Source organism: Streptomyces rhizoryzae (assembly GCF_023155275.1).
Classification (GTDB): Bacteria; Actinomycetota; Actinomycetes; order Streptomycetales; family Streptomycetaceae; genus Streptomyces; species Streptomyces rhizoryzae.
In genome coordinates this window covers 121,196-144,160 of record NZ_JALMUV010000012.1, presented here as the reverse complement: position 1 = coordinate 144,160, position 22,965 = coordinate 121,196, and the positions used below count along the sequence as shown (strand labels likewise).

Genomic DNA, 22,965 nt, shown 5'->3' with positions numbered 1-22,965 from the left:
ATCGATTTATCACTCGTCCGGGTGAGGCGGGGGCGCCATTCAGCCGGTCACCGCGCGGACGCCGGTGTGCGGCACCCGGTGGCCGGGCGCATCGGTGCGAAAGTTGCCTCCCGGGTGTCCGCCGCCTGCCCGGCGCAGCACGGGAACCACCGCACACCCGCACCGCACACCGCACCGCAGGGGCCGCGCCCCGGTGCGGCGCCGGTCCGGGCCCGACCCGACACGACACCGCTCCGCCGCGGTCTGGCCGGCGGCGGCCGAGGAGTCCACAGACATGAGCGACGACGCGCACGACGACGGCGCCGGCGGCGGGGGCACCGACTCCCGCCCCCGGCGCACCGGTTGGCGCCGGCTGCTGCCGACCTGGCGGATGCTGGCGGGGACCGTCCTGCTCTTCCTGCTGCTGGTGGTGGGCGGCCTGATCGCCGGCTACCTCCTCGTGGGCATCCCGCCCGCCAACAGCGCCGCCAAGGCGCAGAGCAACGTCTACCTCTACTCCGACGGCACCGAACTGGCCCGCGACGGCGACGTCAACCGCGAGAACGTCGCCCTGGGGCAGGTGCCGCGGACCGTGCAGCACGCCGTACTGGCCGCCGAGGACCGGGACTTCTACACGGAGTCGGCGGTCGACCCGGCCGCGATGGTGCGGGCCGCCTGGAACACCGTCACCGGCAAGGGCCGGCAGTCCGGTTCCACCATCACCCAGCAGTACGTCAAGAACTACTACCTCGGCCAGGAGCAGACCCTCACCCGCAAGGCCAAGGAGTTCTTCATCGCCATCAAGCTGGACCGGGAGGCGAGCAAGGACCAGATCCTGGAGGGCTACCTCAACACCAGCTACTACGGCCGCAACGCGTACGGCATCCAGGCCGCCGCCCAGGCGTACTACGGCAAGAACGCCGGCCGGCTCACCACCGCCGAGGGCGCCTACCTCGCGGCGCTGCTCAACGCGCCCAGCGCCTACGACATCGGCGCCCACCCCGAGAACCGGCCGCGGGCGGTGGCCCGCTGGAACTACGTGCTGGACGGCATGGTCAAGCAGAAGTGGCTCGGCCGCGCCGAGCGGGCCGCGATGACGTTCCCCGCGCTGGCCCGGGCCCGCACCTCGGCCGGCCTGTCCGGCCAGCGCGGCTACCTCGTCGAGGCGGTCAAGGACTACCTGACCGGGCACGACGTCGTCGACGAGGACACCCTGCGGGCCGGCGGCTACCGCATCACCACCACCATCGACCGCCGCCGGGAGAACGCGCTGGTGGCGGCCGTGCGGAACCGGCTGATGGACCGGCTCGACGGCAGCCGCCCGGTCGACGGCTACGTCCGGGCCGGCGGCGCCTCCATCGACCCCGCCACCGGCCGGGTGGTCGCGCTCTACGGCGGGGTCGACTACGCCCGGCAGTTCGTCAACAGCGCCACCCGCCGCGACTACCAGGCCGGCTCCACCTTCAAGCCGATCGTCCTCGCCGCGGCGGTGGAGCGCGGCGCGGTCACCCAGGACGGCTCGCCGATCACCCCGAACACCGTCTACGACGGCACCAGCAAGCGGATGACGGTCAGCCACGGCCGGCCCACCGGCTTCGCCCCCGGCAACGAGGACGACCGGTCCTACGGCCCGATCACCGTCGCCGAGGCCACCGACAAATCCGTCAACGCGGTGTACGCCCAGATGGGTATCGACGTCGGGCCGCGGGCCGTCAAGGACACCGCGGTCGCCCTCGGCATCCCGGCCCGGACGCCGGGCCTGGCCGCGGCCCAGGGCGCCATCTCGCTGGGCACCGCCACCCCCAGCGTGCTGGACCTGGCGCAGGTCTACGCGACGCTGGCGCACCACGGCCGGCAGCTGCCGTACACCCTGGTCGAGAAGGTCAGCCGGGCCGGTGAGGAGAGCGAGCTGCCGGAGCGCGAGGAGAGCACCGCCATCGGGCGGGCCGCCGCCGACACCACCACCCAGGTCCTGCGCGGGGTGGTCGACGGCGGCACCGGCACCGCGGCCCAGGGCGCCGGGCGGCCGGCGGCCGGGAAGACCGGTACCGCGGAGGACGACAAGGCCGCCTGGTTCGCGGGCTACACGCCCGAGCTGGCGACCGTCGTCGCGGTCCTGGGCCAGCACCCGGACACCGCCCACCAGGAGCCGCTCTACGGCGCGGCGGGCCACGCCCGGCTCAACGGCGGTGACATCCCCGCCCAGATCTGGGCCGACTACACCGCCGCGGCGCTGGCCGGCCGCCCGGTCCGCGACTTCGACCTCCAGGTCCAGGAGGGCGCCGAGCCGAGCGTGTCCGCCGACCCGTCCGCGAGCGACTCGGAGTCGCCGAGCGAGGCGCCGTCCTCCCCCGGCGGCCCGTCCGGCAGCACCGGCCCCAGCTCCAGCGGGGAGCCGACCGCGACCGGTGCCCCGACCGGGCCGACCGGGGGGCCGTCGCTGCCGCCGGTCCCCACCGGGACACCGACGCCCACCGAGCCGAGCGAGCCGTTCCCGGCCGTGGGACCGTACGGCGACGAGCTGGCCCGGCACTGGGGCGTCGGCTGACGGCCCCCCGGCTCAGTGCCCCGACGTGGCCTTCAGCCCCACCATCGCCACCAGCAACAGGCAGATGCTGCATCCCCCGGGGGCAACCCCCGGACCCCCGGCCGCGCTCAGTGCCCCGACGTGGCCTTCAGCCCCACCACCGCCACCAGCAACAGGCAGATGAAGAAGATCCGGGCGGCGGTCGCCGGTTCGCCGAGGACCAGCATGCCGACCACCGCCGCACCGGCCGCGCCGATGCCGACCCAGACGCCGTAGGCGGTACCGATGGGGAGGGTCCGCGCCGCGTAGGAGAGCAGGACCATGCTGGCGACGATGCCCGCGCCGGTGGCCACGCTGGGCCACAGCCGGGTGAACCCGTCGGTGAACTTCATCCCGATCGACCAGCCGACCTCCAGCAGACCGGCGACGACGAGCAGGATCCATGCCATGACGGCACCTCCGTGAATGCGCTTCAACAGGGGTGCGTCGTCTTGTCGTGACCCGGTACGGCGCGTCTCGTCGGGATGCCTTCGAGGCTAGCAAAAAGGCTCCCCCGCGGGCGGTGACGCCGGTCACCACCCGTGAGGGAGCCAGCTCCTCCGGGGTCCTACAGGTACAGGCCGGTCGCGTCCTCCGCGCCCTCCAGGCGCTCGGCGGCCACCGCGTGCAGATCGCGCTCGCGCATCAGCACGTACGCCACCCCGCGCACCTCGACCTCGGCCCGGTCCTCGGGGTCGTACAGCACCCGGTCGCCCACCTCGACGGTCCGTACGTTCTGCCCCACCGCGACGACCTCGGCCCAGGCCAGGCGGCGGCCGACCGCCGCGGTCGCGGGAATGACGATGCCGCCGGACGAGCGGCGCTCGCCCTCGGGGATGTCCGTCCGGACCAGCACGCGGTCGTGCAGCATCCGGATCGGCAGCTTGTCGTGGGTGTCCTTGGTGTTATTCGGGCTCACGGCACGACCGTACCTGCCCGGCGGGGGCGCGCACGCACCGCGGGCCGGATCCGGCGGACCGGACGGCCCGGCGGCGGGCTACTTCTCCCGCTTCCGCGACCCCAGCACCAGCAGGCCCACCACCGCCACGCCGACCATGGCCACCGGGATGATCCGCTCCAGCCGCGGTGCGCCGTCCGCGGCGACCAGCTGGCCGCGCACGTCGGAGACCAGGCGGTTGACGGTCACGTACGCCCGCCCCGCCGTGCGGTCCACCGCCGCCGACGCCTTCGCCTTCGCGTCGTCCATGATCGTCTTCGGGTGCAGCCGGACGCCGATCTCGTCGAGCGTCGCGGCGAGATCCTGCCGCCTGCGGACGATGTCCGCCTCGATCTGGGCAGGGGTCCTGGCTTCCGACACCGCGCCGCCTCCGTCATCTCGTGCCGATGCGTCCGGGCCCGGACCCGTTTCCGGACCCGCCCCGTACGGAACCGGCCACCCGATCATGTGCCGATTCGTGAAGGACAGTCTGTCAGCTCGCACCCGCGGGCGCCCCACAGCACCCCCGTTTCGCGCCGCCGCGGCGCCCCCCTGGGGCGGGCGGCTCCTGCCGGGGCGTCCCGCTGGCCTAATGTCGGGGACGTACCGACCCACCGCCCGACCCCCGCAAGGAGACGGACCCGCCATGAGTGAGCGACTCCAGCCCGGCGACACCGCACCCGCCTTCACGCTCCCCGACGCCGACGGCCAGCAGGTCTCGCTCGCCGACCGCAAGGGACGCAAGGTCATCGTCTACTTCTACCCGGCGGCGCTGACCCCCGGCTGCACCAAGCAGGCGTGCGACTTCACCGACAACCTCGACTTCCTGGCCGGCCACGGCTACGACGTCATCGGCATCTCCCCCGACAAGCCCGAGAAGCTCGCGACGTTCCGCGAGAAGGAGGACCTCAAGGTCACCCTGCTCGGCGACCCGGACAAGGAGGTGCTGACCGCCTACGGCGCCTTCGGCGAGAAGAAGCTCTACGGCAAGACGGTCACCGGCGTGATCCGCTCCACCGTCATCGTCGACGAGGACGGCAAGGTCGAGCGCGCGCTCTACAACGTCAAGGCCACCGGCCACGTCGCCAAGATCATCAAGGATCTGGGGCTGTAACGCCGCCGGCGGGGCACCGCGCCGGCGCCGCTACGTCGCCGGCGCCACCTCCAGGGCGGTCACCGCGGCCCGGTCCGGCAGCTCCAGCACGGCCTCGGCGCCGCCGCCCGCGGCGGCGCCGAACTCCAGCCGGGCACCGAGCACCTGCGCCTGCCCGGCGGCGATCGTCAGCCCCAGCCCGTGCCCGGTCCCGCGCTCCGGCGCCGCCGTGCGGAACCGCCGCGGCCCCTCCGCGCACAGCTCCGCCGGGTACCCCGGCCCGTGGTCGCGCACCACGATCCGCGAGCCGGCCACCACCACCTCGATCGGCGGCTCGCCGTGCTTGGCCGCATTGGCCAGGAGGTTGACCAGCACCCGCTCCACCCGGCGCCGGTCGGTCTCCACGATCCGCGGCTCGCCCTCGACCGTCACCGACACCGCCAGGTCGTCCACCCCGCGCTGCCGCGCCGCCCGGGTGACGATCCCGCGCACCAGCGACGGCAGCTCGCAGGCGTCCAGGTCGGCCCGCTCCACCCCGGCGTCCAGCCGGGAGACCTCCAGCAGGTCCTCCACCAGCCGCCGCATCGCCTGCGCCCGGTCCCGCACCAGCTCCACCGCCCGCGGCTCCGGCAGCAGCTCCGCCGCCGCCACCAGCCCCGCCACCGGCGTCCGCAGCTCGTGCGCCACGTCCGCGGTGAACTCCCGCTCGGCCTCCACCCGCGCCGCCAGCGACGTGGCCATGTGGTGCACGCTGCGGCCCAGTTCGGCCACCTCGTCCCGGCCGTCGCCGGCCAGCGCGTCCGCGTCCGGCGGCTCACCGGCCGCGATCCGCCGGGCGGCCGCCGCACTCAGCCGCAGCCGGCGCGAGAGCCGCTGCGCCACGAACCACGACACCACCGCCATCAGCACGACCGTGCCGCACCCCGCGATCAGCAGCGCCCGGTCCAGCGCCACCTGCGCCGGGTCGTCGTCCGGGTACGCCGCCGACACCGACAGCGAACGCGCCGGCCGGTCGCCGTCCCCGCCGACCCCCGTCGCCGCCCACACCCGCGGGTCCTCGCCCCCGCTGACGTACGTCCCCGACCGGTCGTGGAACACCGCCTCGCGCAGCGGCGACGGCAGCGTCGCGTCGTCCAGCTGCGCGCCCAGCGCCAGCGTCCCGTCCCGCTCGTAGATCTGGAGCGCCGAACTCAGCCGCTCGTCCTGGTACGCCCGGGCCGACCGCTCCCGCTCGGCGTCCGCGATGTGGTGCACGGCGAACCCGAGCACCACCACGGCCAGTGCCGTCATACCCGAAATGGCCAGGGCGATCCGGCCTCGAATGCCCATCACGCGAGGTTGTACATCTCCGTCGTGTCACCGAGCGGCGTGGAGCCCTCGTAGGTCACCTCCAGGCCCGTGAAGGCCCGCGCACCGTCGATCTCCTTGGCGCCGTAGAGCCGGAACGTCGCCCGGTAGCCGGCGTCCGTCCCCACCCCCGCCGCGGTCTTCTCCACCTGCACCACGCCACGGCCCTCGGCCTCGTCGGCGCCGTACCGGTCCCAGGTGATCCCGGTCGCCACCATCCCGGCGTCCGCGCAGGTCAGCGTGATCACCCGGGGCCGGATCTCCGGCTCGCCGATCCCACAGTCCCGTACGCCCGGCAGGCCCGCCGTCGGCTGCCCGTCCGACTTCACGTCCTGGACGGCCGAGGTCTTCGGCGCGGCGTCCACCGCCGACGCGCGGTCCGGCACCTGGCTGAACCACACCCCGCCGGCCGCGAGCGCGGTCACCACGAGGAAGGCCACCAGAGCGGTGCGCCCGCGCCTGAAGCGGGCACCGTCGCGGTCGGTCATCACACACTCCTCCCGGGGCGCCCTCGCCCCGTCCAACCGTCCAACCCCACCAGCAAACACGATCGGCGCGGCGGCCCGGCACCGGCCCGGACCGCACCGGCCGCCGGGTCCGGCCCCGCGCCCCACCCGCCGCGAATCGGCGGCCTTGGCGCGACCTGCGGCGGAAAGGTGCGGTTTCGCCACCGACACTCTCCTCTCCCCCCGACACAGACCCGTTGCCCGAATGCTGCGGTGACCGCTCGGCTTTGTACCAGTCCTGTAACAAGCCCTCGCCGTACGGCAACCCCGCACCCCTGTGACGTGCACCGTTCGCCGCGGGGCCGACGTGACGTACCTCGCGTTCGCCGCACGGCGGGTTTCGACCCGGCCTCCAGCGCGCAGGCGCACCCGTCGTAGCACCTACGCCCCGCCCGCGCACCCGAACCGCGCGCCGACCCAACGGGAGGACCGCCGCGTGCCGCACCTCAGTACCGAAGACAGCCACTCCGCGCCGGAACCGGACCCCGCCGCGCGCAGACGCCACTGGACGCTCTTCCGCGCCATCGACCGGCGCCGGAACCCTCCCCTGCGCCGCACCGACATCACGGTCACCGACGAACCGACCGTGCGGCGCGCCGTGAAGGCCGCGGCCCTCGGCAACGCCATGGAGTGGTTCGACTTCGGTATCTACAGCTACCTGGCCATCACCATCGGCAAGGTCTTCTTCCCCACCGGCAGTTCGACCACCAGCCTGCTGTCGTCCTTCGCGACCTTCGCGGTGGCCTTCCTCGTGCGGCCCCTGGGCGGCGCGTACTTCGGGCCGCTCGGCGACCGCATCGGCCGCAAGAAGGTCCTCGCCCTCACCATGATCATGATGGCGGCGGGCACCCTGTGCATCGGGCTCATCCCCTCCTACGCGGCCATCGGCCTGTGGTCGCCCGCGCTGCTCATACTCTTCCGCCTCATCCAGGGCTTCTCCACCGGCGGCGAGTACGGCGGCGCCTCCACCTTCATCGCCGAGTACGCGCCCGACAAGAAGCGCGGCTTCTTCGGCAGCTTCCTGGAGATGGGCACCCTGATCGGCTACACCGGCGCCGCCGGGATCGTCCTGGTGCTGAACACCGCGCTGGGCCCGGACGCCATGCTGTCCTGGGGCTGGCGCATCCCGTTCCTGGTCGCCGGACCGCTCGGCCTGGTCGGCCTCTACCTCCGCCTCCGGCTCGACGAGACCCCGGCCTTCCAGAAGTTCGAGGCGGCCCAGGGCCACGGCGCCGCCGACACCGCCGTGCCGGCCGAGGAGGACTCCTCCCACCTCTCCGCCAACGCACCGGGCAAGAAGCTGGGCGAGATCCTCACCCGGCACTGGCCCGCGCTCATCCTGTGCATCGCCCTGGTCGGCGCGTACAACATCACCGACTACATGCTGCTGTCGTACATGCCGACCTACCTCACCGACACCCTCGAGTACAGCGAGTCGCACGGGCTGCTGATCCTGCTGGCCACCATGGTGGTGCTGCTCTGCCTGCTGCCGACCGTGGGCCGGCTCAACGACCGCTACGGGCGCAAGCCGCTCCTGATGTCCGGCATGCTCGGCTTCCTGCTGCTGGCCGCCCCCGCCTTCCTGCTCGTCAAGCAGGGCTCGCTGCTCGCGGTCTCGGGCGGGATGGCGCTGCTCGGCCTGTCGCTGCTGTGCCTCCTGGGCACCATGTCCGCCGCCCTGCCCGCACTGTTCCCGACCAGCGTCCGCTACGGCTCGCTGTCCATCGGCTACAACCTCGCGGTCTCCCTCTTCGGCGGCACCACCCCACTGGTCATCACGGCCCTGATGGACGCCTTCGGCAACAACGTCATGGTCCCGGCCTACTACACGATGGGCGCCGCCCTCGTCGGCGTCATCGCCGTCGCCGCCATGAAGGAGACCGCCCAGCAGCCCCTGGACGGCTCCCCGCCCTCCGTCGCCACGAAGGAGGAAGCCGTCGCCCTGATCACCGCCCGCACCCAGGAGCCCCGCTTCTGACGCCGGGCACCCCGGCCGCGGGGCCGCCCCGCGGCCACCGGGCACCGGCTGCCGGGCGGCCGGCGGCTTCCGGCGCCGGCACGGCGGCGGCCCGCCCCAAGGCCGACGTCTCCGCACCGGCGGACGGCCCGGCTTAGTACAGTGGACGGCGGCACACGCGCCCGTGCGCCAACGGCTGAGCGGCGATCTTTAGGTGGTCGTGTTTGTCGGTTCGAATCCGACCGGGCGCACCGCAACGACGGGCCCCGTCCCTGCACCTCGCAGGGACGGGGCCCGCGTCGTGGCTCAGCCCAGCAGTTCCCGCACCACCGGGGCCAGGGCGCGGAACGCCTTGCCCCGGTGGCTGATGGCGTTCTTCTCGGCGGGGGTGAGTTCGGCGCAGGTGCGCGTCTCGCCCAGGGGCTCCAGGATCGGGTCGTAGCCGAAGCCGCCGGTGCCGGCGGGGGCGTGGCGGAGGGTGCCCTCCAGGGTGCCCTCGACGACCCGCTCGGTGCCGTCCGGGAGGGCGAGCGCGGCGGCGCAGGCGAAGTGGGCGGCGCGGTGCGGGGCGTCGATGTCGGAGAGCTGGGCCAGCAGGAGGTCCAGGTTGGCCCGGTCGTCGCCGTGCCGGCCGGCCCAGCGGGCGGAGAAGATGCCGGGCGCGCCGCCGAGGACGTCGACGCAGAGGCCGGAGTCGTCGGCGACGGCCGGGTGGCCGGTGGCCCGGGCCAGGGCGTGGGCCTTCAGCAGGGCGTTCTCGGCGAAGGTGACGCCGGTCTCCTTGACGTCGGGGACGTCGGGGTAGGCGTCGGCCCCGACGAGTTCGACGTCGAGGTCGGCCGCTTCGAGGATCGCGCGGAGCTCGGCGATCTTGCCGTTGTTACGGGTGGCGAGGACGAGGCGGCGGTGGGTTGCGGGGCGTTCGCCGGTGTGTGACTCCATGGGAGCCGATTATTCCTTGTCCCCCGGGGTGCACTGGGTGGTGATCCGGGTCGCCGCATCGCCGATCGGCTTGAGGTTGGGGGCCCGGTCGGCCTCGACGGCCCGGCGGGCGTCCTTGATGGCCTGGTTCATGTCGCCGACGGCCTTGGACAGTTCGGGGTCGTGGGCGGACTTGCTGAGCTGCTGGAGCTTGCCGTCGAGGTCGTCGAGGGCCTTGGTGGTCTCCTGCGGGTCGTCGAGGGCGTCGCCGGCGGCCTTCTGGAGCTTGTCGACACCGTTGACGACGGCGGTGGCGGTCTTGGCGCAATCCATCGCCTTCTGGACGGCGCTGCACGCGGAGAGCGCGGGTATCGCGAGGGCGGCGGCGGCTAACGCGGCGAGCGCGGAGGCGGCCGGGCGGCGCAGGCGCGGACGGTGGCGGGGGCGGTCCATGGGGCGTTCCTTCCCTTGGGGCGTACGGCGGTTGGGGCCGGCGGGGCGTACGGGAGCGGGCCCGGCGGGGCTCGCACGCAAGGAAACGCAGGGGGGAGGGGCGGGGTTGCCCGGGAGGCGGGGGCGGGGGCGAAGATCGGCCACGGGGCGGGCCGGGCCGGCCCGCCCCCGGTGCCGGCGGGTCAGAAGGTGCCGGCGAGGGCCTCGCGCTGGGCGGCGTCCAGGGTGGCGCAGCCGGTGACGGCCAGGTCGAGCAGGGAGTCCAGTTCGCCGCGGCTGAAGGGGGCCGCCTCGGCGGTGCCCTGGACCTCGACGAAGCGGCCGTCGCCGGTGCAGACGACGTTCATGTCGGTCTCGGCACGGACGTCCTCCTCGTAGCAGAGGTCGAGCAGCGGGACGCCGTCGACGAGGCCGACACTGACCGCGCTGACGGTGCCGGCCAGCGGGCGGCGGCCGTGCTTGACGAGCTTCTTGCGCTGGGCCCAGGCGACGGCGTCGGCCAGCGCGACGTAGGCGCCGGTGATGGCGGCGGTGCGGGTGCCGCCGTCGGCCTGGAGGACGTCGCAGTCCAGCACGATGGTGTTCTCGCCGAGGGCCTTGAAGTCGACGACGGCGCGCAGCGAGCGGCCGATCAGGCGGGAGATCTCGTGGGTGCGGCCGCCGATCTTGCCGCGCACGGACTCCCGGTCGCCGCGGGTGTTGGTGGAGCGGGGCAGCATCGCGTACTCGGCGGTGACCCAGCCCTCGCCGGTGCCCTTGCGCCAGCGCGGTACGCCTTCGGTGACGCTGGCGGTGCAGAAGACCTTGGTGTCGCCGAAGGAGACCAGGACGGAGCCTTCGGCGTGCTTGCTCCAGCCGCGTTCGATGGTGACGGGGCGGAGCTGTTCAGGGGTGCGGCCGTCGATGCGAGACATGGCCCCGACCCTATCGGCTGCGCCGCGGGGCCCCGTCCCGGTGCCGGGGAGGGCGGGAATCCGGGAGCGGGGCCCGGCGGCGGGCGCGCGGCGCGGCGGCCCGCCCGCCGGTCAGGAGCGGTGGCTCACATCATGTCTTCGATCTCGGCGGCGATCGGGTCCGCGTCGGTGCCGATGACGACCTGGATCGCGGTGCCCATCTTCACGACGCCGTGGGCGCCGGCGGCCTTGAGAGCGGCCTCGTCGACGAGGGAGGCGTCGCTGACCTCGGTGCGGAGGCGGGTGATGCAGCCCTCGACCTCTTCGATGTTGTCGAGTCCGCCGAGCCCGGCGACGATCTTCTCAGCCTTGCTGGCCATGTCCACTCCTGCTTGTCTCGGCCCTCGGCGCTTACCGCCGCTGAAGATTTCACACCGTAACGCACGTTCAGCCCAGCTCAGTGGGCGTTCGCCCGCTACCTGGCGAAGGATGGCGATCACCGGGAGGGACGCCTGCGCACAACCCTCCCAAGTGGTCTACACCACCAGTATGCGGCACGCGGCGGGCCGGCCGCCGCCGGGCCGGGGCCGGAGCACGCGGAGGGCGCTGATGAGTGCACAGGCAGCGGGCGCGGAGCCGGGGAAGGGGCCGGCGAAGCCGTCGCGGAGCCGGGCGGCGGCCCTGTTCCAGGGGCTACAGAAGATGGGCCGCAGCCTCCAGCTGCCCATCGCGGTGCTGCCGGCCGCGGGCATCCTCAACCGGCTCGGCCAGCCGGACGTCTTCGGCGCCGAGGGGCTCGGCTGGAGCGCCGTCGCCAAGGTCTTCGCGGGCGCCGGCGGGGCGCTGCTGGACTCCGGGCTGGGGCTGCCGCTGCTGTTCAGCATCGGGGTGGCCATCGGGATGGCGAAGAAGTCGGACGGGTCGACCGCGCTGGCCGCGGTGGTCGGCTTCCTCGTCTACTACTCGGTGCTGCACGCGTTCCCCACGAACTGCGCCACCGGGCAGACGTACACCCAGGCCGGGCTGTGGAACGGGGTGTGCGTGGACAGGTCCGCGAAGGTCACCCAGGCCGCCTTCCAGAATCCGGGGGTCTTCGGCGGCATCGTGATGGGCTTCCTCTCGGCGTGGCTGTGGCAGCGCTTCCACCGGGTGAAGCTGGTGGACTGGCTGGGTTTCTTCAACGGTCGCCGGCTGGTGCCGATCGTGATGGCCTTCGTCGGACTGCTCTTCGCGGTGGTGTGCCTGTTCGTGTGGCCGCCGATCGGCGCCGGGCTGATGCGGTTCAGCCAGTGGCTGACCGCGCTGAGCGCGTGGGGCGCGGGCATTTTCGGGGTGGCCAACCGCGCGCTGCTGGTGGTGGGGCTGCACCAGTTCCTGAACATTCCGCTGTGGTTCCAGTTCGGCAGTTTCACCAAACCGGACGGGACGGTGGTGCACGGCGACATCAACCGGTTCCTGGCCGGTGATCCGTCGGCGGGCCAGTTCACCACCGGATTCTTCCCGATCATGATGTTCGCGCTGCCGGCCGCGGCGCTGGCGATCACGCACTGCGCGCGGCCGCACCGCCGCAAGGAGATCGCGGGCATGATGCTGTCGGTCGGCCTGACCTCGTGCGTCACCGGCATCACCGAGCCGATCGAGTACGCGTTCATGTTCGTGGCCCCGGCGTTGTACGCGCTGCACGCGGTGCTGACCGGGGTGTCGATGGCGGTGAGCTGGGCCCTGGGGGTGCACGACAGCTTCAGCTTCTCGGCGGGCCTGATCGACTACGTGATCAATTGGGGACTGGCCACCCGGCCCTGGCTGATCATTCCGATCGGCCTGTTTTTCGCCGCGCTCTACTACGCGCTGTTCCGTTTCGCGATCACGAAATTCGATCTCCAGACCCCGGGCCGGGAGCCGGACGAGGTCGGGGACGCGATGGAGCGCGACAACGTGAAATAGCCCCGCCCCGGGAGCGGTCCCCGGGGATTTCCGCGGACCGGGCAAGGGGGAGGGCCTTTCGCAGGTTCCTCGCGGCGCCCTACCCGTGCTACAACAGGTCTACACCACTTGATTGGTGCGGATCATGCGGCCGGTCGGCCGCGTCCCCGAGACGCCGCCATCCCCCACCCCCTTGGCCCGGGCGGCGCCTTGCCCACTGGAGGAAGTTGTGTCCACGGCCAGTGCCGCCCCCGCGGCCGACAAGAAGAAGAAGGGTTCCGGCGCGATGGCTGTCCTTCAGCGCATCGGCCGCAGCCTGATGCTGCCGGTCGCCGTGCTGCCCGCAGCCGCCCTGCTCGTCCGCCTCGGCAACGCGGACATGCTCGGGCACGCGGGGTTCCCGGAGTTCATCAACAAGATCGCCGGGTACATGTCGGCCGGCGGCAACGCGATCCTCGACAACATGCCGCTGCTGTTCGCCGTCGGCATCGCGATCGGCTACGCCAAGAAGTCGGACGGCTCGACCGCGCTGGCCGCGGTGACCGGCTACCTGGTCTTCCAGAAGGTGCTGGGCACCTTCACCGACAAGAACCTCCCCAAGGTCGCCGCGGTCGTGGACGGCAAGATCGTCATGAACGAGGCGCCGGTCAACGCCGGGGTGCTCGGCGGCGTGGTGATGGGCCTGGTCGTGGCGCTGCTCTACCAGCGCTACTACCGCAAGAAGCTGCCCGAGTGGCTGGGCTTCTTCGGCGGCCGCCGGCTGGTGCCGATCCTGTCGGCGTTCGCGGGCCTGGTCATAGGCATCGTCTTCGGCCTCATCTGGCCGGTGCTCGGCACGGGCCTGCACAACTTCGGTGCCTGGCTGGTCGGCTCGGGCGCCGTGGGCGCGGGCATCTTCGGTGTCGCCAACCGCGCGCTGATCCCGGTCGGCATGCACCACCTGCTGAACTCCTTCCCCTGGCTCCAGGCGGGCGACTACCACGGCAAGCACGGCGACATCGCGCGCTTCCTCGCCGGCGACCCGAGCGCCGGCCAGTTCATGACCGGCTTCTTCCCGATCATGATGTTCGCGCTGCCGGCCGCCTGCCTGGCCATCGTCCACTGCGCCCGCCCCGAGCGCCGCAAGGTCGTCGGCGGCATGATGTTCTCGCTCGCGCTGACCGCGTTCATCACCGGTGTCACCGAGCCGATCGAGTTCACCTTCATGTTCCTCGCGCCGGTCCTGTACGCGATCCACGCGGTGCTCACCGGTGTCTCGATGGCGCTGACCTGGGCGCTGGGCATGAAGGACGGCTTCGGCTTCTCGGCCGGCGCGATCGACTTCGGCCTCAACCTCGGCCTCGCCAGCAACCCGTGGGGCCTGGCCCTGGTGGGCCTGTGCTTCGCGGCGGTCTACTACGCGGTCTTCCGCTTCGCCATCACCAAGTTCAACATCCCCACGCCGGGCCGCGAGTCCGACGAGGAGCTGGCGGAACTCCAGAAGGCCGAGGCCAAGTAGCCAAGGAGCCCGCCTCCGGCAGCCGTTGGCCCCGGGCCCCCTTCCGCGCGGAGGGGGCCCGGGGCCTTCCCGTTCCCGGGTGCCGGGGCGGTCAGATCTCGTAGACCGCGCCGGCCTTGGCGACCTCGACCGGGCCGTCGTAGACCTTCTGGGCGTCCCGGACGCTGAGGTCCGGGTCGGTCCACGGCGGGATGTGGGTGAGCACCAGCCGGGCCGCCCCGGCCCGCCGGGCGTGCTCGCCGGCCTCCCGGCCGTTGAGGTGCAGGTCGGGGATGTCCTCCTTGCCGTGCGTGAAGGACGCCTCGCACAGGAAGAGGTCGGCGCCCGCGGCGAGGGTGTCCAGCGCGGCGCACGGGCCGGTGTCGCCGGAGTACGTCAGGGTGCGGCCGCCGTGCTCGATGCGGAAGCCGTACGCCTCCACGGGGTGGCTGACCCGTTCGGTGCGGACGGTGAACGGGCCGACGGCGGTGGTGCCCGGGGCCAGCGTGCGGAAGTCGAAGACCTCGCTCATCGCCGCCTCGTGCGGCAGGTCGGCGTGCGCGGCGGTCAGCCGCGCCTCGGTGCCGGCCGGCCCGTAGACGGGCATCGGCGCGCAGCGGCCGCCGTCGGGGCGGTAGTAGCGGACGACGAAGTAGCCGCACAGGTCGATGCAGTGATCGGCGTGCAGGTGCGACAGGAGCACGGCGTCCAGGTCGTAGAGACCGCAGTGGCGCTGCAACTCGCCCAGGGCGCCGTTGCCCATGTCGAGGAGCAGCCTGAAGCCGTCGGCCTCCAGGAGGTAGCTCGAACAGGCCGATTCCATGGAGGGGAACGACCCCGAGCATCCGACGACGGTGAGCTTCATGCGGGCGTGAACCTCCGTGGGCGGGGTGGCGGCCGGCGGTCCGGTGCGGGGTGACCCGGCGGTGCCGTGCCGGGCTGCTGCCGGGTCCTTGGCGGTCGGTGCGGTGCCCCCGAGCGTAAGCCGCGACCGGCCCCGTGGCGCCTCAGGAGGGGCGAGCTGTGGGCGGAATCACCAGTGTGGGCTGTCGCCCCGCACGCACGTACGCCGGGGGGCGGCCGCCGGCGCCTGCCGGGGGGCCGCCCCCTCCCGCACCGGCCGCCACCCGGCCGGGGCGGTCACGCCCAGAGCTGCCCGTGCAGCGCCTCGATCGCCGCTTCGGTGGACTCGGCGGTGTAGACGCCGGTGGAGAGGTACTTCCAGCCGCCGTCGGCAACGATGAAGACGATGTCGGCGCTCTCGCCGGCCCGGACCGCCTTCCGGGCCACGCCGAGCGCGGCGTGCAGGGCCGCGCCGGTGGAGACGCCGGCGAAGATGCCCTCGCTGCTCAGCAGTTCGCGGGTGCGGCGCACCGCGTCCTCGGAGCCGACCGAGAAGCGGGTGGTCAGCACCGACTCGTCGTAGAGCTCGGGGATGAAGCCCTCGTCGAGGTTGCGCAGGCCGTAGACGACGTCGTCGTAGCGGGGTTCGGCGGCGACGATCCGCACGCCGGGGACGTGCTCGCGCAGGTAGCGGCCGACGCCCATCAGGGTGCCGGTGGTGCCCAGGCCGGCCACGAAGTGGGTGATCGAGGGCAGGTCGGCGAGGATCTCCGGGCCGGTGGTGGCGTAGTGCGCGCCGGCGTTGTCGGGGTTCCCGTACTGGTAGAGCATCACCCAGTCGGGGTGCTCGGCGGCCAGCTCCTTGGCGACCTTCACCGCGGTGTTGGAGCCGCCCGCGGCGGGCGAGGAGATGATCTCGGCGCCCCACATGGCGAGCAGTTCGCGCCGCTCGGCGGAGGTGTTCTCCGGCATCACGCAGACGATGCGGTAGCCCTTGAGCCTGGCCGCCATGGCCAGCGAGATGCCGGTGTTGCCGCTGGTGGGCTCCAGGATCGTGCAGCCGGGGGTGAGCCGCCCGTCCTTCTCGGCCTGCTCGATCATGTGCAGCGCGGGCCGGTCCTTGACCGAGCCCGTGGGGTTGCGGTCCTCCAGCTTCGCCCAGATCCGGACGTCCTCGGAGGGGGACAGGCGCGGGAGGCGGACGAGAGGGGTGTTCCCGACCGCTGCCAGCGGGGAGTCGTACCGCACGGCCGCTCAGGCCCGTCCGCCGGCCACCGCCGGCAGGATCGTCACGCTGTCGCCGTCGCCGAGCCCGGTGGTGATCCCCTCCAGGAAGCGGACGTCCTCGTCGTTGAGGTAGACGTTGACGAAGCGGCGCAGGCCGCCGGCCTCGTCGACCAGGCGCTCGCGGATCCCGGGGTGGCGGCCGTCCAGGTCCTTGAAGAGTTCGTCGAGCGTGGCGCCGCTGCCCTCGACGGCCTTCTGCCCGTCGGTGTAGCTGCGCAGGATGGTCGGGATGCGGACCTCGATGGCCATGGGAGTGCTCCTGTCGGAGTTCGGCGGTGCGGGGCGGATGCGGTGCGTGCGGGGCGGGTGCGGTGCTCGGGGGCACCGGGGCGGTGCGGGCGGACCGGTGCGCCGGAGGGCGCGGGCCCGGGCGGGCGCTTCGGGGCGGCGCGGGCCGGCGGCGGCCGGTCAGGCGGCGCGGCGCGGACAGATGGCGCTGGAGAGGCGGCACAGGTCGACGTGCAGCCGGGCGGCCCCGCAGCCGAAGGCGCCCAGGAGGGCGGACGCGGAGCGGCGCGCGGCGAGCCGGGCGTGCGGCAGCGCGTGCTGCCTCTGCTCCCTCGCTACGCCCACGGCATGCTCAACCATGCGGTCATCGTATCGATTCCCGGTCCGGGTTCTGGAACCTCGTCCCATGATGCGGACGTTCGCTGTACACCAGGTGGGACGCGGCACGGGGCCGGCGTCCGGCACGCGCCGCGACCGGGGCGGAACCCCCAGGTCACGGCGGCGGCTCAGACGTACTCCGGGACTATCCGGACCTCTTCCTCGGTGACCTCGCCGTCCACGATCCGGAACGAGCGGAACTGGAAGGGGCCGGCGCCGTCGGTGTCGGCGGTGGAGACCAGGACGTAGTGCGCGCCGGGTTCGTTGGCGTAGGAGATGTCGGTGCGCGAGGGGTACGCCTCGGTGGCGGTGTGCGAGTGGTAGATGATGACCGGCTCCTCGTCCCGGTCGTCCATCTCGCGGTAGAGCTTGAGCAGATCGGCGGAGTCGAACTCGTAGAAGGTGGGCGAGCGGGCCGCGTTCAGCATCGGGACGAACCGCTCGGGGCGGCCGCTGCCGGCCGGGCCCGCGACCACGCCGCACGCCTCGTCGGGGTGGTCCTGGCGGGCGTGCTCGACGATCCGGTCGTGGAGGGCCTTGGTGAGGGTCAGCATGCGGCCAAGAATAGACATGCGGGCCGGTGCGTACCGAAGAGTGGTACGCACCGGCCCGCATGCTGGACAGCCGGTGGATTCGGGCTGGTTCGGGCTGATTCCGCCCGGGTCAGTCCTCCGCGGTCCGGGTGCCGGCGTCGTTGGCGGCCGGAGCGGCGAGCGCCGCCGCGTCCCGGCGCTTGATGGCCACGTAGCCCGCCCCCATGACGATCGCCCACAGGGGCGCCGCGTAGAGCGAGATCCGGGTGTCCGGGTCGACGCCCATCATCACGATCACCATGGCGATGAAGGCCAGCGCGAAGATCGAGGCGTACGGGGCACCGGGGGCCCGGAACTCCGACTCCGGCAGCTCACCCCGGTTGACCCGGGCCCGGTAGCGCAGGTGCGAGAGCAGGATGACGATCCACGCCCACATACCGGAGATGGTGGCGAAGGAGACGACGTAGTTGAACGCGTCGCCGGGCCACTGGTAGTTGATGTAGACGCCGACCAGCATCAGGGCGACCGAGACGCCGGTGCCCCGGGTGGGCAGGCCGTTCTTGCTGAGCCTGGTGAAGAACTTCGGGCCCTGGCCGTTGAGCGAGAGGTCGCGCAGCATCCGGCCGGTGGAGTACATCCCGGAGTTGGCCGAGGAGAGCGCGGCGGTCAGCACGACGAAGTTGACGATGCCCGCGCCGGCCGGCAGGCCGATCTGCTGGAAGGCGGCGACGAAGGGGCTGACGCCCGGCTTGAAGACCGTCCAGCTGACCACGGACAGGATGATGATGAGCGCGCCGATGTAGAAGAGGCCGATGCGCCAGGGCACGGTGTTGATGGCCTTGGGGAGGACCTTCTTCGGGTCGGTCGCCTCGCCCGCGGTGACGCCGACGAGTTCGACGGCGAGGAAGGCGAACATCACGATCTGGAGGGTCATCAGCGTGCCGCCGATGCCCTTGGGGAAAAAGCCGCCGTGCGACCAGAGCAGGGTGAACGAGGCGGTGTCACCGGCCTTGGAGAAACCGAGGGTGATGACGCCGAGACCGATAAGGATCATGCCGATGATCGCGGTGACCTTGACCATCGAGAACCAGAATTCCAGTTCACCGAAGATCTTCACCGAGATCAGGTTGATACCGAAGAGCGCGACGGTGAAGACCAGCGCCGAAACCCATTGCGGTATGCCTTTGTTCCAGTACTGGACGTAGGTGGCCGCGGCGGTCACTTCCGTGATGCCGGTGACGACCCAGAAGAGCCAGTACGTCCAGCCCGTGACGAATCCGATGAACGGGCCGAGGAATTCCCGGCCGTACTCGGAGAACGAGCCGGAGACGGGCCGGTACATGAGCAGTTCGCCCAGGGCCCGCATGATGAGGAAGATGACCAGACCGACGATGGCGTACGCCAGGATGATGCTCGGTCCGGCCTTGGAAATGGCCTTGCCCGCTCCGAGGAACAAGCCGGTACCGATGGCGCCACCAATGGCGATCATCTGGATCTGGCGATTGCCCAGACCCCGCTGGTAGCCCTCTTCGGGAGCCTTGCCAGCGGCCTCGTTGCCGTCGCGGTGTTTGTCGACCTGCACAGAGGTCATGAGTGGTGCGCCTTTCTCCATACCGACCCGGTTCTTTCCGGATCGGGTCCCGATCCCCCCGGATGGAGTTCCTGCACGCCGACGGTCGGCCGGCTCAGCGCTCCCGCAGCGACAGGGGTGGCGTCACTCACGGCAGGTCGAGAACTTTTATCACGACCTGCCGGAGACCGACCAGGGACGCAGTGATCCACTCCACACGAAAAACAGGACAATGAGTAGGTTTTACCGCACACCGCACGGGTGTGGTGATGGGATCGTTATCCGGATTTGAGCCTCCGCTGAGCGAACCCGCGCCAGGGGGTGTCCGTGAAGTCGCGCCGTTCGCCCGGAGGGCGGCCGGGCGCCGGACGGCGGACGGGACGGTGCGGACACCCGCTCAAAGCGGCGGCCGCGCGATCAGCCGGTCAACGCCTCGACGAGGGTCTCCTGGAGGCCGCCCAGCCAGAAGTAGGCCAGCACCATCGGCTTGCGCGGATCGCTGTCCGGCAGCCGCAGCAGCTCCCCGCCGTCGTCCTCGTCGGTGACCTCCAGCCGGGTGCCGATGGCGAGCCGGAGGTCGTTGAGCGCACCGAGCCACTGCCGGCACTCGTCCGGCTTGAGCCGCAGCACCGCGCCGCCGCTCTCCGCCGACAGCGCGTCCAGCGCGCGGATCAGCGCCAGCGCGTCCTCCCGCTTGCGGGCCCGCAGGTCGTTCTCGGTGTAGCGGCGGAACTCCGCCGAGGCGGCCCGCACGCCGTCGTCGGGGACCGCGTCGGGCCCGCCGTAGGCGTCCGGGAAGAGGCGCGCCAGGACCGGGTCGGAGGGCGGCTCGCTGGGGCCCTCGGCGAACAGCGCGGCCAGCATGTCGTCCTCGCCGGAGCCGGCGGGCTCGGCGCCCGGGCCGATCAGCTCCAGCAGCTGGACGGCGAGGCTGCGCAGGATGGAGATCTCGACCTCGTCGAGCGGGGCGGCCGCGCCGCCCCCGGGCAGCGGTTCGAACTGGCCGGTCATCCGCGGTCCTGCTGGAGGGTCGCCCACAGTCCGTAGCCGTGCATCGCCTGCACGTCGCGCTCCATTTCCTCGCGGCTGCCGCTGGAGACCACCGCGCGGCCCTTGTGGTGGACGTCGAGCATCAGCCGGTGCGCCTTGTCCTTGGAGTAGCCGAAGTACGTCTGGAAGACGTAGGAGACATAGCTCATGAGGTTCACGGGGTCGTTGTGAACGACGGTGACCCACGGGACGTCCGGCTCGGGTACCGCGAACGGCGCCTCACTGGTCTCCGGACGCTCGATCTCGACCGGGACGCTGAGGCTGCCGTGGTGCGGCCGCAGGGTGCTCGTGGGTGACGGGTGGGCGCTCACAGGCCCCATGCTGCCACCAGGGGGCCGAGGACGCACAAACAGCCCCGGGCGGCGGCCTCCGACTCACTATCGTCAAAGTGACGAGTATCGGGGGTAGAGTCTCCCCCATGAACACAGCAGACCTGGGGCTGCCGGTGGCCGTGCCGTCGACTGCGCTCTTCACCGACCAGTACGAACTCACCATGCTGCAGGCCGCGTTGCGGTCCGGGACCGCCGAGCGGCGGTCGGTCTTCGAGGTCTTCACCCGGCGGCTGCCCGAGGGCCGCCGCTACGGCGTGGTGGCCGGCACCGGCCGGGTGCTGGACGCGGTGGAGAACTTCCGCTTCGACGAGACGATCCTGGGCTTCCTGCGGGAGCGGGGCATCCTGGACGGCCCGACGCTGGACTGGCTCGCCGACTACCGCTTCCGCGGCGACATCTGGGGCTACCCGGAGGGCGAGGTCTACTTCCCCGGCTCGCCGATCATGCGGGTGGAGGGCACCTTCGCCGAGGCGGTGGTGCTGGAGACGGTGATCCTGTCGATCCTCAACCACGACTCGGCGGTGGCCGCGGCCGCGTCCCGGATGGCGGTGGCGGCCGGCGACCGGCCCCTGATGGAGATGGGCGCCCGGCGCACCCACGAGCTGTCCGCGGTGGCCGCGGCCCGCGCCGCGTACGTCGGCGGCTTCCACGTCACCTCCGACCTGGCCGCCGGCTTCCGGTACAACATCCCCACCGTCGGCACCAGCGCGCACGCCTTCACCCTGCTCCACGACACCGAGCGGGACGCCTTCACCGCGCAGGTCGACACGCTCGGCAGCGGCACCACGCTGCTGGTGGACACCTTCGACGTCACCGAGGCGGTGCGCACCGCCGTGGAGGTGGCCGGGCCGGGCCTGGGCGCGGTGCGGATCGACTCCGGCGACCTGCTGCTGATCGCCCACCGGGTGCGCCAGCAGCTGGACGAGCTGGGCGCCACCAAGACCAAGATCGTGGTCACCAGCGACCTGGACGAGTACGCCATCGCCTCGCTGGCCGCCGCGCCGGTGGACGCCTACGGGGTCGGCACCCAGCTGGTGACCGGCAGCGGGCACCCCACCTGCTCGATGGTCTACAAGCTGGTGGCCCGCGCGGACAGCGACGCGCCGGGCGCGCCGCTGCGGCCGGTGGCGAAGAAGTCGATGGGCGCCAAGTCCTCGGCCGGCGGCCGCAAGTGGGCCGCGCGCCGGCCGGACGAGGAGGGGGTGGCCGAGGCCGAGGTGGTGGGCACCGGCCCGGTGCCGGCCCGGCTGGCCGACCGGCTGCTCCAGGTGCCGCTGGTCACCGGCGGCAAGGTGGTCGCCCGGGAGCCGCTGGACGCCGCCCGGGACCGGCACATCACGGCCCGCGCCGGGCTGCCGCTGTCCGCGACCCAGCTCTCCCGCGGGGAGCCGGTGCTGCCCACCGAGTTCGTCTGAGCCGCCCGGCGGCGGGCGGACGGGATCCCGCGGACCCCTCCCGTCCGCCGCCGCCGGTGGCTACCCTCGGCCACACCGCACCCCCGCGCCCCTCCTTTCGCACCCCGACCCCAGCCGGAAGGCACGCACCATGCACCGGGCACTGATCGTCGTCGACGTCCAGAACGACTTCTGCGAGGGCGGCAGCCTCGCGGTGGCGGGCGGCGCGGACGTCGCCGCCGCCATCACCGACCTGGTCGGCGCCGCGGCCGGCAGCGGCTACCGCCACGTCGTCGCCACCCGCGACCACCACATCGACCCCGGCGACCACTTCGCCGAGCACCCCGACTACCGGGCGTCCTGGCCCGCGCACTGCGTGGCGGGCACCGAGGGCAGCGGCTTCCACCCGAACTTCGCCCCCGCCCTCGCCTCCGGCGCGGTCGACGCGGTGTTCTCCAAGGGCGCCTACGCGGCCGCGTACAGCGGCTTCGAGGGCGCCGACGAGCACGGCACCCCGCTGGCGCGGTGGCTGCGCGAGCGGGACGTCAGCGAGGTGGACGTCGTCGGCATCGCCACCGACCACTGCGTACGGGCCACCGCGCTGGACGCCGCCCGCGCGGGGTTCGCCACCCGGGTCCTGCTGGACCTGACGGCCGGGGTCGCGCCGGAGAGCACCGCGGCGGCCCTCGCGGAGCTGCGCGCGGCGGGGGTCGCGCTCACCGGAGAGCCGGTGGTGGCAGGCCGCTGACCGGCCGCTGACCGGCTCCGGCGGGCGTTCGAGGCGCCGCCCGCCTCAGCCGCCCGACTCAGCCGCCCGACCGGCCGGCCACCGCCGGGCCGGCCGCGGCGCGCGGCCGCAGCAGCGCCCGTATCGGGTGCCAGGACTCGGTGTCGTCCTCGGGGGTCTCGCGCCAGACCAGGCCGTCGGGGTGGTGGAGCACCGCGGTGATCTCGTCCGGGGACGGCGGCTCGGTGTTGCCGCGCAGGTAGACCGACCGCAGGCCGAGGTTGCGCAGCCTGGTCAGGGCGCGCGGGCGGTTCGCGGCGTGCACCAGCACCCGGATGCGGCAGCCGCCGTCGTAGGGCCCGCAGCGCGGGCCGTGGTCCGGTCTGGGCAGCGAGAGGGCGACCACCACGCTTCCGCCGGGAAGCCTGGTGAAACCGCCGCGGGTCGTTCTCATCTTTCCCCCGTGAGACTCGGCGTCAGCAAGGAACTGCATCACGCATCTAAACGCCTCTCGGCCGCCGCCCGCTAGGGGGCGGCGGCCGATAAGCCTCTGACCTGCGGACTTTACTTT

At 72.6% G+C, this 22,965-nt stretch carries 25 protein-coding genes, 1 tRNA gene and 1 riboswitch; of the genes, 8 read left to right on the top strand and 18 right to left on the bottom strand.

All coding sequences use genetic code 11. From position 1 onward, the window contains the following. Positions 1-274: 274 nt before the first annotated feature. Entirely contained in the window at positions 275-2,527 is a 2,253-nt protein-coding gene (locus MUU72_RS12930; RefSeq protein WP_248013341.1) for a transglycosylase domain-containing protein, read from the top strand. A gap of 107 nt (positions 2,528-2,634) precedes the next feature. Here the strand turns inward: MUU72_RS12930 and MUU72_RS12925 are convergent, their stop codons facing one another. The 3 genes from MUU72_RS12925 to MUU72_RS12915 all read right to left on the bottom strand — a co-directional run bounded on the left by MUU72_RS12925 (position 2,635) and on the right by MUU72_RS12915 (position 3,863). Continuing rightward, positions 2,635-2,955 (bottom strand): DMT family transporter, encoded by a 321-nt coding sequence (locus tag MUU72_RS12925; protein ID WP_248013340.1) that lies wholly within the window; start codon positions 2,953-2,955, stop codon positions 2,635-2,637. Positions 2,956-2,986: 31 nt separating this feature from the next. Then, a riboswitch (guanidine-III (ykkC-III) riboswitch) is annotated at positions 2,987-3,048 on the bottom strand. Between the two features lie 65 nt (positions 3,049-3,113). Next, on the bottom strand, positions 3,114-3,416 hold the full coding sequence (locus MUU72_RS12920; RefSeq protein ID WP_048828920.1) for a GroES family chaperonin: 303 nt from the start codon (positions 3,414-3,416) through the stop codon (positions 3,114-3,116). 126 nt (positions 3,417-3,542) lie between these two features. Further along, positions 3,543-3,863: a DUF3618 domain-containing protein gene (locus tag MUU72_RS12915; RefSeq protein WP_248013339.1), complete on the bottom strand. Its 321-nt coding sequence runs from the start codon at positions 3,861-3,863 to the stop codon at positions 3,543-3,545. A 265-nt stretch (positions 3,864-4,128) separates the two neighbouring features. Here MUU72_RS12915 and bcp point away from each other — a divergent pair, with 265 nt between their 5' ends. Next, complete coding sequence (bcp, locus tag MUU72_RS12910; RefSeq protein WP_248013338.1) at positions 4,129-4,596, top strand: thioredoxin-dependent thiol peroxidase; 468 nt, start codon at positions 4,129-4,131, stop codon at positions 4,594-4,596. A gap of 30 nt (positions 4,597-4,626) precedes the next feature. On the opposite strand, the gene MUU72_RS12905 is transcribed toward bcp, so the two are convergent. Then, entirely contained in the window at positions 4,627-5,904 is a 1,278-nt protein-coding gene (locus tag MUU72_RS12905; RefSeq protein WP_248013337.1) for a sensor histidine kinase, read from the bottom strand. Further along, positions 5,904-6,410 (bottom strand): hypothetical protein, encoded by a 507-nt coding sequence (locus MUU72_RS12900; RefSeq protein WP_248013336.1) that lies wholly within the window; start codon positions 6,408-6,410, stop codon positions 5,904-5,906. Before MUU72_RS12900 ends, MUU72_RS12905 begins: the two co-directional genes overlap by 1 nt. Positions 6,411-6,864: 454 nt before the next feature. On the opposite strand from MUU72_RS12900, the gene MUU72_RS12895 reads away from it, so the two are divergent. Both MUU72_RS12895 and MUU72_RS12890 read left to right on the top strand, forming a co-directional pair. Beyond that, positions 6,865-8,406, top strand: a complete 1,542-nt coding sequence (locus MUU72_RS12895; protein WP_248013335.1) for an MFS transporter — start codon at positions 6,865-6,867, stop codon at positions 8,404-8,406. A gap of 157 nt (positions 8,407-8,563) precedes the next feature. Further along, positions 8,564-8,636: transfer RNA gene (locus MUU72_RS12890), tRNA-Leu, on the top strand. 55 nt (positions 8,637-8,691) lie between these two features. Here the strand turns inward: MUU72_RS12890 and rdgB are convergent. The 4 genes from rdgB to MUU72_RS12870 form a co-directional block, all read right to left on the bottom strand. Beyond that, complete coding sequence (rdgB, locus tag MUU72_RS12885; protein ID WP_248013334.1) at positions 8,692-9,327, bottom strand: RdgB/HAM1 family non-canonical purine NTP pyrophosphatase; 636 nt, start codon at positions 9,325-9,327, stop codon at positions 8,692-8,694. A gap of 9 nt (positions 9,328-9,336) precedes the next feature. Then, positions 9,337-9,759 carry a hypothetical protein gene (locus MUU72_RS12880; protein ID WP_248013333.1) on the bottom strand — a complete coding sequence of 141 codons (423 nt, stop codon included), beginning with the start codon at positions 9,757-9,759 and terminating at the stop codon, positions 9,337-9,339. Between the two features lie 182 nt (positions 9,760-9,941). Continuing rightward, a complete protein-coding gene (rph, locus tag MUU72_RS12875) occupies positions 9,942-10,673 on the bottom strand; it encodes a ribonuclease PH (RefSeq protein ID WP_248013332.1) in 732 nt (243 codons plus the stop codon). Positions 10,674-10,798: 125 nt separating this feature from the next. Next, positions 10,799-11,032: a PTS sugar transporter subunit IIB gene (locus tag MUU72_RS12870; protein WP_168102456.1), complete on the bottom strand. Its 234-nt coding sequence runs from the start codon at positions 11,030-11,032 to the stop codon at positions 10,799-10,801. 229 nt (positions 11,033-11,261) lie between these two features. On the opposite strand from MUU72_RS12870, the gene MUU72_RS12865 reads away from it, so the two are divergent. Both MUU72_RS12865 and MUU72_RS12860 read left to right on the top strand, forming a co-directional pair. Then, entirely contained in the window at positions 11,262-12,596 is a 1,335-nt protein-coding gene (locus MUU72_RS12865; protein WP_248013331.1) for a PTS transporter subunit EIIC, read from the top strand. A gap of 208 nt (positions 12,597-12,804) precedes the next feature. Then, the gene (locus MUU72_RS12860) at positions 12,805-14,073 is read left to right on the top strand and encodes a PTS transporter subunit EIIC (RefSeq protein WP_248013330.1); all 1,269 of its coding nucleotides are present in this window, start codon (positions 12,805-12,807) and stop codon (positions 14,071-14,073) included. A gap of 91 nt (positions 14,074-14,164) precedes the next feature. Here MUU72_RS12860 and MUU72_RS12855 read toward each other — a convergent pair whose 3' ends face one another. From MUU72_RS12855 to clpS, 8 genes are all read right to left on the bottom strand, one after another. Beyond that, on the bottom strand, positions 14,165-14,917 hold the full coding sequence (locus tag MUU72_RS12855) for an MBL fold metallo-hydrolase (protein ID WP_248013329.1): 753 nt from the start codon (positions 14,915-14,917) through the stop codon (positions 14,165-14,167). 275 nt (positions 14,918-15,192) lie between these two features. Then, positions 15,193-16,143 carry a PLP-dependent cysteine synthase family protein gene (locus MUU72_RS12850; RefSeq protein WP_248013328.1) on the bottom strand — a complete coding sequence of 317 codons (951 nt, stop codon included), beginning with the start codon at positions 16,141-16,143 and terminating at the stop codon, positions 15,193-15,195. 6 nt (positions 16,144-16,149) lie between these two features. Further along, positions 16,150-16,431, bottom strand: a complete 282-nt coding sequence (locus MUU72_RS12845) for a MoaD/ThiS family protein (RefSeq protein WP_248013327.1) — start codon at positions 16,429-16,431, stop codon at positions 16,150-16,152. 159 nt (positions 16,432-16,590) lie between these two features. Beyond that, positions 16,591-16,770, bottom strand: coding sequence for a putative leader peptide (locus tag MUU72_RS12840; protein WP_248013326.1), 180 nt, complete (start codon positions 16,768-16,770; stop codon positions 16,591-16,593). A gap of 146 nt (positions 16,771-16,916) precedes the next feature. Further along, positions 16,917-17,342 carry a M67 family metallopeptidase gene (locus MUU72_RS12835; RefSeq protein ID WP_248013325.1) on the bottom strand — a complete coding sequence of 142 codons (426 nt, stop codon included), beginning with the start codon at positions 17,340-17,342 and terminating at the stop codon, positions 16,917-16,919. A gap of 109 nt (positions 17,343-17,451) precedes the next feature. Beyond that, the gene (locus MUU72_RS12830) at positions 17,452-18,912 is read right to left on the bottom strand and encodes an amino acid permease (protein ID WP_248013324.1); all 1,461 of its coding nucleotides are present in this window, start codon (positions 18,910-18,912) and stop codon (positions 17,452-17,454) included. A gap of 396 nt (positions 18,913-19,308) precedes the next feature. Beyond that, complete coding sequence (locus tag MUU72_RS12825; protein WP_248013323.1) at positions 19,309-19,902, bottom strand: DUF2017 domain-containing protein; 594 nt, start codon at positions 19,900-19,902, stop codon at positions 19,309-19,311. Continuing rightward, on the bottom strand, positions 19,899-20,252 hold the full coding sequence (gene clpS / locus MUU72_RS12820; protein WP_372503092.1) for an ATP-dependent Clp protease adapter ClpS: 354 nt from the start codon (positions 20,250-20,252) through the stop codon (positions 19,899-19,901). The genes MUU72_RS12825 and clpS overlap by 4 nt, the downstream gene beginning before the upstream one ends. Positions 20,253-20,359: 107 nt before the next feature. Between clpS and MUU72_RS12815 the strand changes: the two genes are divergently transcribed. Both MUU72_RS12815 and MUU72_RS12810 read left to right on the top strand, forming a co-directional pair. Continuing rightward, positions 20,360-21,688, top strand: a complete 1,329-nt coding sequence (locus MUU72_RS12815) for a nicotinate phosphoribosyltransferase (protein WP_248013322.1) — start codon at positions 20,360-20,362, stop codon at positions 21,686-21,688. Between the two features lie 130 nt (positions 21,689-21,818). Then, positions 21,819-22,415, top strand: coding sequence for an isochorismatase family protein (locus MUU72_RS12810; protein ID WP_248013321.1), 597 nt, complete (start codon positions 21,819-21,821; stop codon positions 22,413-22,415). Positions 22,416-22,473: 58 nt separating this feature from the next. Here MUU72_RS12810 and MUU72_RS12805 read toward each other — a convergent pair whose 3' ends face one another. Continuing rightward, positions 22,474-22,848, bottom strand: a complete 375-nt coding sequence (locus tag MUU72_RS12805) for a hypothetical protein (protein ID WP_248013320.1) — start codon at positions 22,846-22,848, stop codon at positions 22,474-22,476. Between the last annotated feature and the right edge of the window lie 117 nt (positions 22,849-22,965).

Excerpts from the sequence above, each read along its gene's own strand:
- MUU72_RS12930 (WP_248013341.1), top strand. The coding sequence starts at position 275 with ATGAGCGACGACGCGCACGACGACGGCGCCGGCGGCGGGGGCACCGAC.
- MUU72_RS12925 (WP_248013340.1), bottom strand. The coding sequence starts at position 2,955 with ATGGCATGGATCCTGCTCGTCGTCGCCGGTCTGCTGGAGGTCGGCTGG.
- MUU72_RS12920 (WP_048828920.1), bottom strand. The coding sequence starts at position 3,416 with ATGCTGCACGACCGCGTGCTGGTCCGGACGGACATCCCCGAGGGCGAG.
- bcp (WP_248013338.1), top strand. The coding sequence starts at position 4,129 with ATGAGTGAGCGACTCCAGCCCGGCGACACCGCACCCGCCTTCACGCTC.
- MUU72_RS12905 (WP_248013337.1), bottom strand. The coding sequence starts at position 5,904 with ATGGGCATTCGAGGCCGGATCGCCCTGGCCATTTCGGGTATGACGGCA.
- MUU72_RS12900 (WP_248013336.1), bottom strand. The coding sequence starts at position 6,410 with ATGACCGACCGCGACGGTGCCCGCTTCAGGCGCGGGCGCACCGCTCTG.
- rdgB (WP_248013334.1), bottom strand. The coding sequence starts at position 9,327 with ATGGAGTCACACACCGGCGAACGCCCCGCAACCCACCGCCGCCTCGTC.
- MUU72_RS12880 (WP_248013333.1), bottom strand. The coding sequence starts at position 9,759 with ATGGACCGCCCCCGCCACCGTCCGCGCCTGCGCCGCCCGGCCGCCTCC.
- rph (WP_248013332.1), bottom strand. The coding sequence starts at position 10,673 with ATGTCTCGCATCGACGGCCGCACCCCTGAACAGCTCCGCCCCGTCACC.
- MUU72_RS12870 (WP_168102456.1), bottom strand. The coding sequence starts at position 11,032 with ATGGCCAGCAAGGCTGAGAAGATCGTCGCCGGGCTCGGCGGACTCGAC.
- MUU72_RS12865 (WP_248013331.1), top strand. The coding sequence starts at position 11,262 with ATGAGTGCACAGGCAGCGGGCGCGGAGCCGGGGAAGGGGCCGGCGAAG.
- MUU72_RS12855 (WP_248013329.1), bottom strand. The coding sequence starts at position 14,917 with ATGAAGCTCACCGTCGTCGGATGCTCGGGGTCGTTCCCCTCCATGGAA.
- MUU72_RS12845 (WP_248013327.1), bottom strand. The coding sequence starts at position 16,431 with ATGGCCATCGAGGTCCGCATCCCGACCATCCTGCGCAGCTACACCGAC.
- MUU72_RS12840 (WP_248013326.1), bottom strand. The coding sequence starts at position 16,770 with ATGGTTGAGCATGCCGTGGGCGTAGCGAGGGAGCAGAGGCAGCACGCG.
- MUU72_RS12835 (WP_248013325.1), bottom strand. The coding sequence starts at position 17,342 with ATGCTGACCCTCACCAAGGCCCTCCACGACCGGATCGTCGAGCACGCC.
- MUU72_RS12830 (WP_248013324.1), bottom strand. The coding sequence starts at position 18,912 with ATGACCTCTGTGCAGGTCGACAAACACCGCGACGGCAACGAGGCCGCT.
- MUU72_RS12825 (WP_248013323.1), bottom strand. The coding sequence starts at position 19,902 with ATGACCGGCCAGTTCGAACCGCTGCCCGGGGGCGGCGCGGCCGCCCCG.
- MUU72_RS12815 (WP_248013322.1), top strand. The coding sequence starts at position 20,360 with ATGAACACAGCAGACCTGGGGCTGCCGGTGGCCGTGCCGTCGACTGCG.
- MUU72_RS12810 (WP_248013321.1), top strand. The coding sequence starts at position 21,819 with ATGCACCGGGCACTGATCGTCGTCGACGTCCAGAACGACTTCTGCGAG.
- MUU72_RS12805 (WP_248013320.1), bottom strand. The coding sequence starts at position 22,848 with ATGAGAACGACCCGCGGCGGTTTCACCAGGCTTCCCGGCGGAAGCGTG.